At 39.5% G+C, this 16,687-nt stretch carries 17 protein-coding genes and 1 tRNA gene; 7 read left to right on the forward strand and 11 right to left on the reverse strand.

Translation table 11 applies throughout. The features are described from left to right. Nucleotides 1-3 precede the first annotated feature (3 nt). Complete coding sequence (locus tag DI076_RS05420; RefSeq protein ID WP_108958972.1) at nucleotides 4-1,014, forward strand: response regulator; 1,011 nt, start codon at nucleotides 4-6, stop codon at nucleotides 1,012-1,014. Between the two features lie 47 nt (nucleotides 1,015-1,061). Here DI076_RS05420 and DI076_RS05425 read toward each other — a convergent pair whose 3' ends face one another. After that, nucleotides 1,062-1,793, reverse strand: a complete 732-nt coding sequence (locus DI076_RS05425) for a class II aldolase/adducin head domain-containing protein (protein ID WP_108958973.1) — start codon at nucleotides 1,791-1,793, stop codon at nucleotides 1,062-1,064. Nucleotides 1,794-1,811: 18 nt separating this feature from the next. Next, complete coding sequence (locus tag DI076_RS05430) at nucleotides 1,812-2,480, reverse strand: class II aldolase/adducin family protein (protein WP_108958974.1); 669 nt, start codon at nucleotides 2,478-2,480, stop codon at nucleotides 1,812-1,814. A gap of 119 nt (nucleotides 2,481-2,599) precedes the next feature. Here DI076_RS05430 and DI076_RS05435 point away from each other — a divergent pair, with 119 nt between their 5' ends. Together DI076_RS05435 and DI076_RS05440 are read left to right on the forward strand one after the other, a co-directional pair. Further along, complete coding sequence (locus DI076_RS05435) at nucleotides 2,600-4,495, forward strand: SpoIIE family protein phosphatase (protein WP_439957271.1); 1,896 nt, start codon at nucleotides 2,600-2,602, stop codon at nucleotides 4,493-4,495. A 207-nt stretch (nucleotides 4,496-4,702) separates the two neighbouring features. Further along, nucleotides 4,703-4,981, forward strand: coding sequence for a hypothetical protein (locus tag DI076_RS05440; RefSeq protein ID WP_100718547.1), 279 nt, complete (start codon nucleotides 4,703-4,705; stop codon nucleotides 4,979-4,981). A gap of 130 nt (nucleotides 4,982-5,111) precedes the next feature. On the opposite strand, the gene DI076_RS05445 is transcribed toward DI076_RS05440, so the two are convergent. Beyond that, nucleotides 5,112-5,960, reverse strand: a complete 849-nt coding sequence (locus tag DI076_RS05445) for an SDR family NAD(P)-dependent oxidoreductase (RefSeq protein WP_108958975.1) — start codon at nucleotides 5,958-5,960, stop codon at nucleotides 5,112-5,114. Then, entirely contained in the window at nucleotides 5,957-7,381 is a 1,425-nt protein-coding gene (locus DI076_RS05450; RefSeq protein WP_108958976.1) for a flavin-containing monooxygenase, read from the reverse strand. The genes DI076_RS05445 and DI076_RS05450 overlap by 4 nt, the downstream gene beginning before the upstream one ends. 134 nt (nucleotides 7,382-7,515) lie before the next feature. On the opposite strand from DI076_RS05450, the gene DI076_RS05455 reads away from it, so the two are divergent. Further along, nucleotides 7,516-8,160 carry a TetR/AcrR family transcriptional regulator gene (locus DI076_RS05455; RefSeq protein WP_108959258.1) on the forward strand — a complete coding sequence of 215 codons (645 nt, stop codon included), beginning with the start codon at nucleotides 7,516-7,518 and terminating at the stop codon, nucleotides 8,158-8,160. Nucleotides 8,161-8,199: 39 nt separating this feature from the next. Here the strand turns inward: DI076_RS05455 and DI076_RS05460 are convergent, their stop codons facing one another. Beyond that, entirely contained in the window at nucleotides 8,200-8,874 is a 675-nt protein-coding gene (locus tag DI076_RS05460; RefSeq protein ID WP_108958977.1) for a CDP-alcohol phosphatidyltransferase family protein, read from the reverse strand. Nucleotides 8,875-8,977: 103 nt separating this feature from the next. Between DI076_RS05460 and DI076_RS05465 the strand changes: the two genes are divergently transcribed. Then, nucleotides 8,978-9,054: transfer RNA gene (locus DI076_RS05465), tRNA-Asp, on the forward strand. 31 nt (nucleotides 9,055-9,085) lie between these two features. On the opposite strand, the gene fliG is transcribed toward DI076_RS05465, so the two are convergent. Then, nucleotides 9,086-10,105 (reverse strand): flagellar motor switch protein FliG, encoded by a 1,020-nt coding sequence (fliG, locus tag DI076_RS05470; RefSeq protein WP_108958978.1) that lies wholly within the window; start codon nucleotides 10,103-10,105, stop codon nucleotides 9,086-9,088. A 131-nt stretch (nucleotides 10,106-10,236) separates the two neighbouring features. Between fliG and DI076_RS05475 the strand changes: the two genes are divergently transcribed. Next, the gene (locus DI076_RS05475) at nucleotides 10,237-10,446 is read left to right on the forward strand and encodes a hypothetical protein (RefSeq protein WP_015675889.1); all 210 of its coding nucleotides are present in this window, start codon (nucleotides 10,237-10,239) and stop codon (nucleotides 10,444-10,446) included. Nucleotides 10,447-10,458: 12 nt separating this feature from the next. Here the strand turns inward: DI076_RS05475 and DI076_RS05480 are convergent, their stop codons facing one another. From DI076_RS05480 to pdhA, 3 genes are read right to left on the reverse strand one after another with little or no spacing between them, the layout of a single operon-like run. Continuing rightward, nucleotides 10,459-11,826, reverse strand: a complete 1,368-nt coding sequence (locus tag DI076_RS05480) for a pyruvate dehydrogenase complex dihydrolipoamide acetyltransferase (protein WP_108958979.1) — start codon at nucleotides 11,824-11,826, stop codon at nucleotides 10,459-10,461. Between the two features lie 10 nt (nucleotides 11,827-11,836). Further along, nucleotides 11,837-12,811, reverse strand: coding sequence for a pyruvate dehydrogenase complex E1 component subunit beta (locus DI076_RS05485; RefSeq protein ID WP_108958980.1), 975 nt, complete (start codon nucleotides 12,809-12,811; stop codon nucleotides 11,837-11,839). Beyond that, nucleotides 12,812-13,798: a pyruvate dehydrogenase (acetyl-transferring) E1 component subunit alpha gene (gene pdhA / locus DI076_RS05490; protein ID WP_108958981.1), complete on the reverse strand. Its 987-nt coding sequence runs from the start codon at nucleotides 13,796-13,798 to the stop codon at nucleotides 12,812-12,814. Between the two features lie 104 nt (nucleotides 13,799-13,902). Here pdhA and DI076_RS05495 point away from each other — a divergent pair, with 104 nt between their 5' ends. Next, complete coding sequence (locus DI076_RS05495) at nucleotides 13,903-15,186, forward strand: hypothetical protein (RefSeq protein WP_108958982.1); 1,284 nt, start codon at nucleotides 13,903-13,905, stop codon at nucleotides 15,184-15,186. Nucleotides 15,187-15,249: 63 nt separating this feature from the next. Here the strand turns inward: DI076_RS05495 and DI076_RS05500 are convergent, their stop codons facing one another. Together DI076_RS05500 and fbp are read right to left on the reverse strand one after the other, a co-directional pair. After that, the gene (locus DI076_RS05500; RefSeq protein WP_100718538.1) at nucleotides 15,250-15,498 is read right to left on the reverse strand and encodes a hypothetical protein; all 249 of its coding nucleotides are present in this window, start codon (nucleotides 15,496-15,498) and stop codon (nucleotides 15,250-15,252) included. Between the two features lie 101 nt (nucleotides 15,499-15,599). Next, nucleotides 15,600-16,631: a class 1 fructose-bisphosphatase gene (gene fbp / locus DI076_RS05505; protein WP_108959259.1), complete on the reverse strand. Its 1,032-nt coding sequence runs from the start codon at nucleotides 16,629-16,631 to the stop codon at nucleotides 15,600-15,602. Nucleotides 16,632-16,687 lie beyond the last annotated feature (56 nt).

Here is a 16,687-nt window from a genome sequence, read left to right on the forward strand (position 1 = left end):
TAGATGATACAGAATACAAAAGCAAAGGTCCTTATCATTGATGATGAACCTACGAATTTACAAATTTTAAACGAAATTCTGAAAAATGATTATATCCTTTTTTTTGCCAAAGATGCGGAGAAAGGTTGGGAACTTGCAAATCGAGAAAGTCCCGATTTAATTCTTTTGGATGTGATGATGCCAGAAGTCACTGGTTATGAACTCATCCAGAGGTTAAAAGAAAACCAAAATACAAAATACATTCCTGTGATTTTTGTTACGGCTCTCACTGATGTAGGAGATGAAGAAAAAGGATTTAAGTTAGGTGCTGTCGATTATATAACAAAACCGGTAAGTCCCTCCATTGTCATAGCACGGGTCAAAACTCATTTGTCTCTTGTGGATAGTGAAGAAGTCAAAATTACAAGGTTACAAATCATCCAAAGATTGGGTATGGCTTCTGAATATAAAGACAATGAAACGGGTATGCATGTCATTCGTATGAGCCACTATTCAAAAACTTTAGCACTTGCCATCGGATATAGCGAGGAAGGTGCAGAAGAAATTTTGAATGCAGCTCCGATGCATGATGTTGGGAAAATTGGGATCCCAGATTCTATCATCCAAAAACCTGGAAAACTCACGGAAGAAGAATGGCAAATCATGAAACGCCATCCTCAAATTGGAGCAGAGATCATCGGAGACCATCATTCTAGTTTGTTAAAATTAGCAAAATCCATAGCACTCACTCATCATGAAAAATATGATGGAACCGGATACCCTTACCAATTAAAAGGGGAAAAAATCCCATTAGAAGGTAGGATCATAGCGATTGCTGATGTATTTGATGCTTTAACAACCGTAAGACCATACAAAAAAGCATGGGAAGTTGAGGATGCATTGTCTTATTTACAAAAAGAATCGGGAACCCATTTTGATCCCCAATTGGTAAAAGAGTTTTTGAAAGTGTTACCAAAAGTTTTAGAAATCAAAGCAGAATGGCCAGAAGATATGGAAAAAATGAACCAATCGTAAATCTCCAAAACGAAACCGAATTCTTTTGAATGCTGATGATTACTTTTTTAGTAGGCTTTAAAACCAGTTGGCCTTTCACCTCGTTTGTAAAATTCCATCGCTTTTTTTTCGTCATTTAATAAACGACTTTTCGCAATGAATCGAACAAACCATGGAATTTGTTTTATTTTTCCTCCAGTGGCAATGGCCAACAAGTATGCTTTGGCACATTTTTCAATCAATTCACAATTATAAATTGCTTTTTCGCGAGTGACACTTGTGATGATGATCTCTTCACCTAACATGAATCCATTAGCACCTGAAGTAAGTATGGGACTAGGTAATACATTTCCATTCAGATCAATTGGTAATTGTAAAACAGGTGCTCCTAATTGCCGGCATTGTTCGTCAAAAACCAAAGGAAGAGGTCGGTCGAGTGAATGTAAATGAGAACTCCAAGGAGGAATGAATCTCACAATCGCGCCAACATCAGGGCGAATTTTATAAAGGTCAACATGGAAACGAATTAAGGAAGGAAGAGTCGGTAACGAATCATCTCCACTAAACATCGTATTAGGATTCTCTAAACTATAAATTCCGACAAGAGGTTGTTTTTTTTTACCTTCCCCTTTCACCATGAGGATCATTTTTCCTTCACCAGGCATTAAAAAGGACAAACTTGCTGTTAGGTTTTGGAACAAACCCTTCGATTCCAATCGGTTCCATAGGTCTAGTAACTCCAATTCGTCGGGAGATTGATTTTTCTTCACTCGATTTGTTTTTTTAGCTAGTTGGATCATGATGATTCCTTTTGTTACTTATGTATGCCTTGCACTTAAGAAGATCGTATTGATTTGCTTTATGACTCGCGCAGAAAGTCGGTTTGGATTTGGATGATTTTGGATTGATTTACGTAAAAATTCAGATGCTTCTTTTTCAATTAGTGAAACAGAACGGATCGCTGATTTTAAATCCTTTGCTCCACAAACAATTCCATGGTTTTTGAGTAAGTAACCATTTGTTTTGTCTGTAATTTTTGATTGAAAGGCACGGACTAAAAAAGAGGTTCCAGAAGGAGCATAAGAAACCATTACCAATCGATCTCCCAATCGTTCTTTTGTTTCCTTTTCTGATAATATTAAATCTTTTCCAAGTAATGTAATGGCACTTGCTAAAGGTTGGTGAGTGTGTAAACTCACATTGATGTCGGGTCGTTTTTTAAAAAAACTAGCATGGATTCCACTTTCCGTTGTAGGTTGTTTTGTACCTTCTACCATTTGTAAGGTATCAATGCGTAAGACACAAAGGTCTTCAGGTTTCATTGTATAATAATCACTTGCAGAAGGAGTGACCACCATATAGGTTTCATCCACGCGTACCGCTAAATTACCACCGATCCCTGCTAAAAAACCAAGATCAGCTAACTGAATACAGGCGGTTATCATCTCTTTTTGGATGGATTTGGTTTTTTTTTGGTCGAGGGTCATCACGTTTTCCTTCCTTTCCTAGTTTGGATATTAGTCGACAAGTGTCGACTAAAAAATACTCCCGTTTGTCGATTCGTCCACTGTTTTGGGTTCCTTTTTGTCATTTAATTTATCGACAAATGTCGGTAAAATTGCAAACTACACCAGGTTTTGAAGAGATGAAACATGCGTATTTCCCATTGGTCCTTTCTTTCTGCAAACGAACGTTGTCCGTTTGGATCGTGAATGTCCTTGGTCCTACTGACCAATTTGTGATGCGCCACCGGATTTTGAATGGCACATTGTTTGCGGGACTCATAGCCATGTTAGTTGGACTTGGATCTGAGTTTTTCCGAGAAGGATTTGAAATGGGAGGATTACTTGCTTTATGGGCAGCATTTGGTTCTACCATTTTATTTTATTATTTATCTCGGGTGAAACGTTACTTTCAAATTTTAATTATCCCTACTTTTATCATCAGTTCACTCACTGCCTGTTTACAAATCAAATACAGTGGAGGCATCGTCAGTGCCAATGTGATGTTACTTGCACCCATCCTTGTGCTGAATATGTTAATTCTCGGTAAAAAATGGGATAGTGTTGCGATCGTTTTTTTTGTTTCCCTCCTGTTTGTGATCAATGAAATCCAAAATGGATTCCCACATTGGTTTTCCGATTATTCTTCTTTGAAAGCAAGGAGTGAGGATTTCCTCATCACAGCTGTCTCTGTTTTACTATTGTTAGGACTTATGTTACGAACACTCAATCGTTCCTATGAAGATGCAATTATGGAAGTAAGTCGCTTGAAGTCACAACAAGATGGTGACTATTATCTCACTTCACTTCTCACTCGTCCGCTTTCTGGGATACGAAACCACTCAAAATCGGTGTCTTTTTTATCCTATGTCAAACAGAAGAAATCTTTCCATTTTAAGGACAGAGAGTATGAATTGGGAGGGGATATTTGTGTCACTGACCACATTGTTTTACGTGGGCGTCGTTATTGTGTGTTTGCTAATGGTGATGCCATGGGGAAATCCATGCAAGGGGCAGGTGGAGTCTTAGTTTTTGGTACAGCGTTTCGTGCTCTCATTGAACGAACGAATCGAGAAGGGATATTATCCTACTACTTCCCCGAACGTTGGTTACACACAGCACTCAATGATTTGAATAATGTTTTTGAAGGGTTTGATGGATCGATGTCAATGTCCTTACTTTTTGGTCTTGTTGATGAAAAAAATGGATATATGTACTATATTAATGCGGAACATCCTTTCCCGATACGATACCGAGAGGGAAAAGCACAGTTTCTTTCCGAACAAGCCACTAATTTTAAATTAGGGATGCAAAAAGAAAGAGCAAAGATTGAAACCTGCTGGATTCGTCCTGGAGACACCATAATTCTAGGAAGTGATGGTAGAGATGATTTGGATTTGGGGATGGATGAATCCAAAAATCGAGTTATCAATTTTGATCATACTTCGATCTTACGACAAGTGGAAGAAACGAAAGGTGAGGTAAGTGCATTGGGATTACGATTACAATCTATCGGTGAGTTAACAGATGATTTGTCTTTTCTCAGCATAAAATTCCAACCAATCGAACACCCGAGAATGAATTTTCGATCCAAAACAATCGAAAAGTGCATCCTATTGGTAGAGAAAGACCAAAATTTAGAGGCATTACAAGTTTTAGAGAAAGAGTTAGCGATTGAAAATGAGAATCCACTGTTTTGGAAAGTATTGTACCAATTGTATCGTAAACTAGGTAGGTATTCTTTGGCGGGACAAGCTGCTGAATCTTTTTCGAATCTCCACCCTTCAGGTTTACAGATGATTTGGAATGGTGTCATACAATATGCGAAAGCCGGTATGATAGAAGAAGCCATCGATTTAGCAGAGAGACTTTATAGTCGAAAACCAGATGTTTTACCAGTATTAAAAGTCCTAATCAAATTGTACCAAAAATCAAAACGTCCTGAACGTGCTAAGGAAGTTGTGTCGATTTACCATAAGTTGAAATCATCTACAAATTGAGGGATCGCTTTATGAATATGGTAAAATCGTATGTAATTCTTTGTATCATCGTATGAGATTTCAGGATTGAATGCATTCTGATTTTAAATTGGAAAGAAATTAGGTCAGATCATCTTTAGAAAATAAAAATGAATTTACTTTTTAGAATCCAACCATTGTTATCGTTTCCAGACGGAAGATAGAACCAATCTTCATAAGGTTACATGTATGGAAGAAAACGAAACAATAGAAATGCCCGTAGTAATGGAAGAACCTGCTCCTGAAGTAACAGTTGTTGCGAAAAAAGCAGCTCCTAAAAAGAAGAAAGCAGCCAAAAAGAAAGCGGCAAAGAAAAAAAGAGCAAAAAAAGCAGCTCCTAAGAAGAAGAAGGCAGCTAAAAAGAAAAAAGCAGCCAAGAAAAAAACAAAGAAAGTTGCTCCTAAAAAGAAGAAAATAGCAAAGAAGAAAGCATCTAAGAAAAGAGCGGCAAAGAAAAAACGACGTTAATCCCTTTGGGATAATAGATTCGAACATCATACCCATTGGTATTCAGATGTATTGAAGCTATTATCCCTTATATCTCACCTTCCATTTTGCCTTTTCTATTACAAAACAGACAAAAACAGGCTCTCTCATTTCAGTTTCGTTTTGGAATTTGAATTCCCTTTCCTCTTAACCACTTTTCTTTGCTTCGTTCTCCTATTATTTTGAGCAGTGGGGATAGTTTTCCTATAAGCCAAGGAAATACAGCGACCAACCTAGAAACAAGTCCATCGGAATATGGCACGTATATTTCTAACGTTCCTTTTTTGATCCCTAATAAAACGGCATTTGCTACTTTTTTGGGGGATTGCACTTTGTTTAACCAATTGAGAGCAGTTCCTCCATTTAACGCTTCATGTAAGAGCATAGGTGTATCCACTGCAGCAGGATAAATACCTGAAACCTTGATGCCTGTATGTCTAAGTTCTTCATATAAGGCAGTTAAAAAACCTCGTAGCCCAAATTTCCCAGCAGAGTAGATCGAAGAGTCAGCTAAAGCAATGATCCCACCTATGGATACGATGGAAACAATCGATCCTTTCCCACGTTTTAACATCAGTGGCAAAATCCCATGGATGAGATGGATTGGACTCATCAAATTGATCCACATTTGCCTTTCGATGTCGGTTTTGGATTGTGAGATAAAAGGCCCTTCTTTGGTGTAACCTGCATTATTGATCAATACATCAATATTTGGATACTTCTCCTGGATCGTTGAAAGTAAGGTTTGAATCTCTTTAGGATTGGTTTGGTCGCAGACAAAATATTCTGGTTTACCCTTTAATTTTGACTGAATGGCAGACATCTTTTCCAAATTGATATCAGAAAGTAAAAGTTGGTATCCAGCTTTATCCAATTGAATGGCAATTTCTTCAGCGATAGCACCACCTCCACCAGTGATAAAAGCTGTTTTTTTCGGTTGTCCTTCAATCGAGTTTATCATTTGGACCCACCAGAAACCAGGGTTTGAAAGGAAGAGGAGGAATCAGAAGTCTCAAGTCGTTTGAATTGTCCGACTTTTAGTTCTGGCCATCCCATCTTTTTTTGAATTTTTGATCGGTATTGTTTGTAGGCGACTTGATTGACATATACCGAGTGCCTTCCTGAATTTAGGTAATGGATATTACCATTTAACAAAGGACGATCATTTTGGATCAATTTGGCAAATTGTAAGGCAGATGGATGGTGATTATTTTTGGCTTCGATATAGGAAGCAATGAGGTTTGCCATTTCATCAAACATCTTGTAAGCACCTCCATCGGTTTCCATATAACCTAAGGCATATAAATTTTCAAAGTTCCGATTGAATAAGGTGAGGTAAAGGTCTGGCCTTCCATTTTTCCATTCAAAGTATTTTTTTTCCATATAAGGGATGGACCAGTTATAACCTGTAGCTAAGATGATAAGGTCAATTTTCTCTTTTGTACCATCTTTAAAGACAACTGAATCTCCTTCCAAAAATTCGATATCTGGTTTTGCAATGACATCACCATGCCTTAAGTTATGGATTAATTGGTCATTGATGATGGGATGAGTTTCGAATATTTTATGATCAGGTGCTGGCAACCCAAGTTTTGTAAGGTCACCCACAAGGAATTTTAATAACTTCCCAAATACCAATTGAGAAATCCAATTGGGTATAAAATGCGCACCATCACCAAATACATCAGCTGGTTTTCCAAGGATATGTTTTGGAATAAAATGATACCCTCGTCTTACACTGATGTAAGCTTGTTCCGCATTTGCACCAGCATCGCAAGCAATATCACATCCAGAATTACCAGCCCCAACAATTAAGACTCGTTTCCCTTTAAAGAGGTTTGGTGACTTATAATGTAAGCTGTGTAAAATTTGACCCGAAAATGATTCTTCTCCTTTGAGTTTTGGTTGGTTGGGTGACCAAGTGATACCAGTCGCACAAACTATCCCTTGAAAAAGATAACTTTCGTTTGTAGTGGTCTTCACGATCCATTTTTCACCTGATTGTGTAACTTCTTTGATAGTTGTTTCAAAATGAATGTATGGGTATAAATTAAAATCTTTTGCAAACTTACGATGATACATCAAAATTTGGCGGTTAGATGGATAGTCAGGGTAATCACTTGGCATTGGGTAGTCAAAATAATTCGAAAGATACTTTGAGGAAATAAAGTGAGCACTTTCATACATCGGAGAGCCTGGATTTTGGATGTCCCAAATCCCTCCAACATCTTTGTGTTTCTCAAATACAACAAATGGAATGCCTTTTGCACATAAAGACCTCGCCATCGTTAATCCCGCAGGCCCTGCACCAATGATACAAATTGTATCAGATTTATCGATGATCCCTTTTGATCCATCTTCCTGTTTTGTTTTTGGTTCCATACTACACTGTCCTAATATGATCAATGATCATATAAATGTGAGCATTGATCATAAAGTGAGATGAGTCAAGATCAAAATGAACGTCCTACTAAAAAAAGATGTGCAAATTTTGTGTAGTGAATTCTCCTTTTCCTATGAGCTCTTCTATGAAAGTCCCTGTTCAAAACAGAAGTCGCGAAAGGGTAGAACAAATCCTTAAGACGGCAAAGGAACTCATTGGAGAAAAGGGAATTGATGCTGTGAGTATGAGGGAGATTGCACAAACTGCGGGAATTCAAATTGGTTCCTTGTACCAATACTTTCCGGGAAAAAGTACCTTATTACTTTCAATTATGACGGAGTATTACGATTTCATGTTTGAGGAAACCAAACGGATATTGGATCCTGTTCGAACCATTGAAGAGTTGGAAATTGCCTCAGAGAAAGCCTTCAAACAGTTTGTTTCTGTTTTCCAGAAAGACCCAGCCCTTGCCAATCTATGGGCTGGAGCAAGGGCAATTCCTGAATTGGTAATAGAAGACAATCGAGACACATACCGAAACGCAGACCTGATGGTAAGGACCATGATCCGATGCCTTCCTAATCTTAAAGAATCAGAACTTCGTCCTTTTGCTTTGTACTTCAGTCATACTTTGGGTATGATTGTGCGTTTTGTCCGTGAAATTGATAACGAACATGGAAAAGCAGTTTTAAAAGAAACTCTTGATATTTTAAAATTAAAACTACGGGAATTTGATTCCTTAGCAAAGAAAAAAGCAAAGGTAAAAAAACGTATCTAATGATTGAAATTAGATTTTTCAAAAATCAGATTGGATACATTAGATCTTTTGGTATTTCTTCGCTTGTTTTTTGTTTTCTGGGTCTAGTTCGATTGCTTCTGGATGTAGGACAATATTCCAATACCGAACCACATAAGCGATAACACCGGCAGTGAGTACAAATAGTAAAACATAAGCCGAAATCACTGGGTGCATGAGAAACGCATAAGGAGCACCGAATTGGTGGAAGTAGGGAAGTGACATGTACCAAATCACAGAAACAGCAACGATCCCCACACCAAATTTTCCCCACCAATTTGGCCTTCCTTGGAGTCCACGTTTTAAATACAAAAATCCACCAAGCCAAACACCTAAAACCTCACGGATAAAATACACAATGAGGATCCAAATGGGAAATGCAAAATGAAGTGTCACAACGGAGAGTCCACCTAAAGTTACGAGTTTATCACAGACAGGATCTAAGTACCTACCGAGTGTGGTTTCCTGGTGTAAGAGCCTTGCAAAGAGACCATCTAAATAATCAGTAAAAACGGCGACCAATGCATAACCAATGGATGCAAAGAAAGCTTTCAGGTTAGATGGATCTTTGGCATAATCATATGTGCTATAGAAAAAAAATGGTAATAACAATACACGGAATATGGATAAAAAATTGGAAAGTGTGAAGATACGATCCTGGAAAAGGTCTTTGGCTTTTTTTTCTTCGATTTGCATAGAACCTATGCCAGTTTCTCAAAATTCTAACCGAAGGCAAGAAAACAAATGAAAACAATGTTGACGAATGGAGTCGAATCTATACCTTGGTTTTTATTCCGATGGAGTTGTAGCTCAGTTGGTTAGAGTGCCTGCCTGTCACGCAGGATGTCGCGGGTTCGAGCCCCGTCAACTCCGCCATCGGGAATTTCCCTTCTTGTTCATCCCATTTTCATTCAATATATTCTTCTTTGTCTTTTTTGAATAGGATTTGATTTTCCTCTTCTAACACCCTTGCAACCTGGACAATTTTACTTCTTGCTTCGTTTATCTCTCGTAAGGTGACCCTTGGTTTCATATCTAAAATATCTAATATATCTTCTGCACGGTTTTGGCTCATATTATTTAAGAATTTTTTTCGGATTTCGTCACCAGCACCACGAATGGCAAGAGAGATTGACGTATCATCCGCCAATCGATTGATGAGAATCCTCATCTCTTTGTTATCGAGAGATAAAATGTCTTCAAACGTGTATAATTTTTCCCTGACTTGGTCTGCAACATCAGGAGACGTTTCTTCTAATTCAGAAAGGATGGTTTCTTCTGCTCCCTTTTCCATAAAGTTAAGGATGTTCGCAAGCACGTGAGCACCACCCGCTTCGGAATATTCTTGTTTGTCTCTTTCCTCGTAACGTTTTTTTAGAATCCTTGCGATGTTTTGGATCACATCTGGGTGGGTTTTGGAAGTGGTAGCGAGACGAACTGCGATTTTTGCCTGTTCTGGTTTCGGGAATAGTTTTAAAACATCAGCTGCTTTTTTAGGATCCAGATGAGAAAGGGTAACCGCAATGATTTGTGGTGATTCTGTGGCGAGCATGGTTTGTAAAACAGTAGGTTCTACTAAGTTCAAAAATTCAAAATCATTCTTTGTTTCTTCTTTATGGATCTTTTTTAAGATCACATTGGCTTTTTCTGATCCCACCGTGTGTTCTAGAAGGGATTTGGCAGTTGACAATCCACCGGAAGTGGATTCGGAAATGTCTTCGATGGTATGATGGAATTCTTTTAATATGGTTTCTCTTTCTTCCTTGGAAACGGACCTAATTTTGGACATTTCCAAAATCACTGCTTCTAACATAGAATCGTCTAGGTGTCTTAGAACATCGGCGGCTCTTTCTTTGCCAAGGGATAGGAGGAGGAGGGCAGCTTTTCGTACGCCAGGAGTGGCGGAGGTTGGGTTCTCAGACTTCATGTGACATAATTCTCTTAGTTTCCTATGGATGTCAAAAAAAACTTATCTAATGAGACAAAATTTTCTAAAGGTCTCATTCACTTCGTACGATACCCTTTGTAAGTTACAAAGATAAAGGAACGAAAAACCAGATGGACAAAGCTCACAAATTCAAAAACACACTCGAACGTTACATTCACTACCGTGGTATTGATATCGTTTTACACCTCAAAGATGGAAAGAGCATCGAACTCGATAAAAACCGCCAAATGATGGACGATGTTGTGATCGGGAACTTGGCCACTGGAGTCGTCCGCATTCCCATTGCTGATATCCAAAGTGCAGACTTTTTTGCTGCATAACCCAAAACTTGTTTAACCGACTGCAAGGAGAAGGTTTGGTTTTTCCAATAAACTCCTTAAGGTCTTTAAGAACTCTGCTCCCACAGCTCCATCGATCACCCGGTGATCGCAGGAGAGTGTGAGAGAAAGAATCCTTCCTGCCACAACGTTTCCATTTTCCACAACGGGTTTATCCTCTACAGAACCAACGGCAAGAATTGCACTTTCAGGTTCATTGATAATGGCCGTAAACCGACTGATTCCAAACATTCCCAAATTGGAAATGGTAAAAGTACCATTCGTAAACTCTTCTGGTTTTAATTTCCTTTCTCTGGCTTTTTTTGCGAGTTCTTTCACCTCGTGTGAGATTTGTTGGATGGACTTTCTGTTTGCATCACGGATGACGGGTGTTAGTAGGCCTCCGTCTATGGAAACAGCGATTCCAACATCGATGCGACCAAATTGTAGAATGGAATCACCTTGGAAACTTGCATTCACCTTCGGATGGAGTTTAAGGGCTAAAGCTGTTGCTTTGACAATGATGTCATTCAAACTCACCTTAGTAGGTGTTTCTGGGTTTTGTGCGGATTGGAAATCATTGATTTCCTTGCGTAAGGTCTCAAGGGCTTTGGCATTGACATCCACATTCAAATAAAAATGGGGTAGGTTTTGTTTGGATTCGGTGAGTCGTTTGGCAATGGTTTTACGCATCCCATTCAAACTGATCACTTCATCACTCACTTGTGTTTCATACCCTCCAATTGTGGTTCCCATTCCTTTTGTTAAGGTATCCAGGACATCTTTTTTGGTGATCCTTCCTTCGGGTCCGGTTCCTATGACTTTGTGTAAATCAATTCCATGTTCGATGGCAATGGATTTGGCTAGGGGAGATGCAAGGACACGAAGAGTTCCACGTGGTACAGAAGGTGTTCCATTTGTTGTTTCTCTTGGAAGAGTTGTTGCGGGAGATTGGGCAGTCGATTGGTTTTGGGAAACCGGTTGAGTTTGAACGTTTGGAATTTCCTTGGGTACAGATTCTTTTGTTCCAACACTTTGTGTGGAGGAGACCACTTCTTTCGGAGTTTCACTCGTTGTGGACTCGGAGGAACCAGCAGAGTTTTGTTTTTTCGGAAGGTTCGTGAGTAAGGATGTAATGTCTTCTCCTGGTTTTCCGATGACTGCGAGAGCTTCACCTACTTTTAGTTTGGTGCCTTCACCTTGGATGATTTTTAAAATCACACCAGAATCATAAGCTTCCATCTCCATAACTGCTTTGTCGGTTTCGACTTCCGCGAGGATGTCCCCTGGACTTACGGAATCACCTTCTTTTTTTAACCATTTCACAATGGTTCCCTCTTCCATCGTAGGGGATAATTGGGTCATTTCTTGTATTTTTGCCACTCTGGTCTCCTTAACGTAACATCTCTCGGATGGTATCTGCCACTCGGTTGGCATTCGGCAAACTCATTCGTTCTAGGTTTGCAGCATAGGACATTGGAACATCCATTTGTGTGACTCGTTCTACAGGGTGGTCTAGATAGGAAAAAACATTTTTTTGGATGAGGTGAGAGATTTGTGCTCCAAAACCTGCAACAGGCCATCCTTCTTCAACAACAATGGCTCTGTTTGTTTTTTTGACCGATTCATAGATGAGATTTTCATCTAACGGTCGTAAACTGCGTAAATCCACAATTTCGACAGAGATTCCTTCTTTTTCTAGAATGATTGCTGCTTCTTCAGCGAAACTCAGAGCTCTTGACCATGTAACGATAGTTATGTCTGTCCCTTTCCGTTTGATTTCTCCAAGACCCAATGGAATGGTATATTCCTGTTCAGGGACTTCTCCTTTGGAACCATACAAAACTTCTGATTCAATGAAGATCGTTGGATTGTTATCCCGGATCGAAGATTTGAGAAGGCCATAGGCATCTTTTGGTGTGGCAGGGCATACTACTTTGAGACCAGGGCAGTGGGCATACCAAGATTCAAAGGCTTGTGAGTGTTGGGCTCCAAGCCTTCCTCCTGCACCACCAGCTCCGCGAAATACAATTGGCATCGGAAATTGGCCACCACTCATATAATTCATCTTTGCTGCTGAGTTGATGATTTGGTCGATCGCCACCAGTGAAAAATTCCAAGTCATAAATTCAATGATTGGTCTAAGTCCCACCATTGCCGATCCTACACCAATCCCTGCAAATCCATTTTCCGAAATGGGAGTGTCAATCACTCTGGCCTCTCCAAACTTATCGAGCATACCTTGGGAAACTTTATAGGCACCTTGGTAATGTCCCACTTCTTCTCCCATTAAATAAATCATGGGATCTTTTTCCATTTCTTCTACCATGGCACGATTTAACGCTTCCCTATAGGTTAACACTGCCATCTATTTATCCTCCGCATACACATACTTGTGGAGTTGGGAAAGAGGTGGTTCGGGAGAGGATTCTGCAAAGGCATAAGCTTCATCAATTTGGGTTTGGATTTCGATTTCTAATTTGTCCAAAATTTCAGGTTTAATCCCACCTAATTCAAGTTCATGCCTTGCACGCATCAGTGGATCCTTCTTTTTATAGGCATCTAATTCTTCTTTGGTTCTGTATTTGGCTGGGTCTGACATAGAGTGACCACGAAACCGGTAGGTGGATACTTCGATGAGTGTTGGACCTTCCCCTCGGCGTGCCCTGTCGACCGCAACTTTTACATGGTCTCGAACCTTTCTAACCTCATCCCCTTCGATATGGTCCCTCGCCATATCATATGCATACGCTCTCACGGACACATCTTTGACAGCAAGGGCTCTGTACTCGGGTGTTCCCATCGCATAATGATTGTTCTCACAAATGAAAACAACAGGTAGTTTCCAGATAGCAGCAAGGTTGAGTCCTTCATGAAAAGAACCAATATTGGCGGCACCTTCGCCAAAAAAACAAATGGTGACGGAATCTTCTTTTTTGTATTTGGAAGCAAAAGCAATCCCAGCTGCGAGTGAGATATGACCACCTACAATTCCATGCCCTCCCATAAAGTGTGCATTTTTATCAAAAAAATGCATTGAGCCTCCATTCCCTTTGGAGATACCAGTTGCTTTTCCAAAAAGTTCGGCCATCAGAGGGTTTGGATGCAAACCACGAGCGAGAGCATGACCATGGTCGCGGTAAGTGGAAACAATATAGTCATGGGGAGTGAGTGCCGCAATGGATCCAACACCAACTGCTTCTTGCCCAATGTACAAATGCAGAAACCCACCAATTTTTCCAACACTGTATGCTTTTGCGGCAGCCTCTTCAAACTTTCGTATAAGTACCATTTGTCTGTAGAACTCTTGTAATTCGCTCACCGATTGTGAGTCTTTGGGGATAGAAGAAACCAAATAGAACCTCCAAAACCACTAAAAAACTACACTATTTAGACAAAGAAAGAAAGCAAAAATCTTGCTCTTAAAAGAACATAAAAGACAGTTTCCCTAGGACCTTTATGAAAATTACGAGTGCTGGTATCGAATTCCTAGAATTCAATGAATTTAAAAATTTTGCTGTGGATTATGATCTGTTAGGTTCTGTCTCACTCAGTGAACCCGTTGTTGATAAAAATGGAAACATCCTTATCAAAGAAAAAGTAGCTATCAAAGAAAACATATTAAAAAAATTGGAAGGATTAGAAGGGAATTATATTCCTTCCTTCAAACTTGCAATGTCAAAAGATTTAATGAAGATGCTAAGACAAGTTTTGTCAAAAGCGATCTTAAATCGGATTGATGACAGATCCAATGAATTTATTTTCCACCTTTATGAACAAAATGCAGAAAGAATGGCAAGCCTAAAAGGGATCATTCAAAACTCATTTTATTCCAAAACAGTCGCTTTATCATTCTTTCGTATATTACTTTCACATAAAGAATTTTTTAATCATTTAGCGGACTTTGGACTACTCAGTTTGGGTTCAGTCATCCAAAAACAATATGGTTTCAAAATGGTGAACCGTTATAGTTTTTTAGCAGGTTTATGCGCTGATATTGCTGTATCCAAAGAAGGTTTGTATCGACAAAGTTTTTTTGGTTCTTCTCTGTCAACTGCAGTAAACCTCAGTATCGAAATTGCACGTAAACTCAATTTGCCAGAAGAAGTGATCAGTGCAATTAACAATCATGGAAACTCTAATTTTGAAATTCCAGGTGTGAACCCAGCAAATGTCAATGTAGAAGACTTACGAAAACACCAATTGAACCAAGACTTACTGCTCGGCAGTGGAATGGAAGACGATGCAAGTGATGACGAGGAAGAAGCGGGAGAATATGCCGATAATACCGCAGAAGTCACGTTAGATGCATTGAAGATTGCTCGGTACATCATGGAGAATCTAAAGGTCACAACAGACAAAGAACATGTTTCGGAAAAACTCCTAGTGATGTTTACTTATAATGCAGAGAAGGGACTATTCCGAAAAGATTTGGCAGATCCAATGATTGATCGGTTTAAAGAATTTGACCACGCCATCAAACGGATTCGTACCATTGCCGAAATTGAAAACAAATGTAAATTCCAAACATCCGCATGGGCGTATCCAAAACCAAAATCTTCCCAGATCGTTTGTAAGGACCGAAATTACCAATGCCCTTGGATTGTGAATGGATGGGACCTTCGGATTATCTCTCCTCAAGATCCATTTGGTTACATCGGCACTGCTTTGGATGTAGGAACCTATCCGAAATGTGCGTTAGAGGAAGAGCTCCACGCAAAAATCAAATACACAGATTCCTAAAAGGGCAAAAAAAAACCAACCGAAGATCGGTTGGTTTTTTGTTTTAAAAACGATAGGAAAGAATTAGAAACCAGCTGGTTTTTTAATGTCTTTTGTTGCGTCTTTAACAGCGCCAGTAGCAGCCTTTTTTACTTCTGTTTCAGCAGTTTTTACTGCTGCATCCACTTTTTTCTCTACTTCAGTAGTTACTTTTTTTGCCGCATCTTCAACAGTTTCCATTTTTTCTTCTACAACTGGCTCTTCTTTTTTGCAGAAAGCAAGTCCAGAAGCCATAGTTACACCGAGAATTAAAACGAGTAGTTTTTTGTTCATCGAAAGTTTTCTCCTAAAAATCTTTTAATTCTGCCAAAACTACACGATCTTCGTTTCCATTGAAAGAAATTTCTGTATGGCATCAGAAATTTCTAAGGAATTTATTTCGGAACAAATGTAAGGAATTCTTCTACTTCTCTTTTGCTTCCAATGATGAGCGTTGTTCGTTCATGGAGTTCCTTTGGAGTTAGGTCCAAAATTCGTTCTCCTTTCACGGTCACTGCCATACCACCTGCTTGTTCTGCAATAAAGGCCATGGGAGCTGCTTCATATAACAAACGGAGTTTTCCATTTGGGTATTTGCTAGATTTTGTATCGTTTGGATAGAGAAAAATCCCACCTTTTAGAAGGTTTCTGTGGAAGTCTGCCACAAGGGAACCTATGTAACGCGCTGTTTTTGGCTTTTTACCACCTTCGATGGATTTGATTTTTTGTAAGTAGGCTTGTACTTCTGGCGACCAGTAAGATGCATTCCCTTCATTAGCAGAATAAATATCTCCCGCTTCTGGCATTTGCATGTTCGGGTGAGAAAGTAAAAATTCACCAACACTAGGATCGAGTGTGAATCCAGAAACTCCTTTTCCAGTGGATAAAACAAGCATGGTAGAGGATCCGTAGATGATGTAACCCGCACAACGTTGCAAATGTCCTTTTTGGAGTAGGTCTTTCTCTGTCCCAGGTTCTTTGGAATTGGGTTCTAGTCTTTGGTGGATGGAAAATATAGTCCCTATGGATACGTTGGTATCGATATTCGATGAACCATCCAAAGGATCGATCGCCATTGTGTACTTTCCAATATTATACCCACCAGGGATTGGGATGATGGCTTCATGTTCTTCACTGGCAAGCACACAAAGGTGACCACAGATTTTTAAGGATTGGTTGAAGGCATTGTCTGCGTATTGGTCCAGTTTCATCTGGGTTTCGCCTTGGACATTTGTGTCTTCTGTAGCACCCAAAATGTCGTCGAGGAGTCCCGCTTTTCTCACTTCACGGCCTACAATTTTGGCGGCATAAACCAAATGGCTAAGAAGGGCAGTGAATTCTCCCGATGCATGTGGGATTTTGAGTTGCTCTTCTAAGATGAATTGTGAGAGAGAAATGAGTTTTTTTTGTTTCGGTGTTGCGTTCACAGTTTCCCCGAGGTTGTTTTTTACACCATTTTTGTGGTTGTGGGTAGGGAGCAAAT

The sequence above is a fragment of the Leptospira ellinghausenii genome, from assembly GCF_003114815.1.
GTDB classification, from domain to species: Bacteria; Spirochaetota; Leptospiria; order Leptospirales; family Leptospiraceae; genus Leptospira_A; species Leptospira_A ellinghausenii.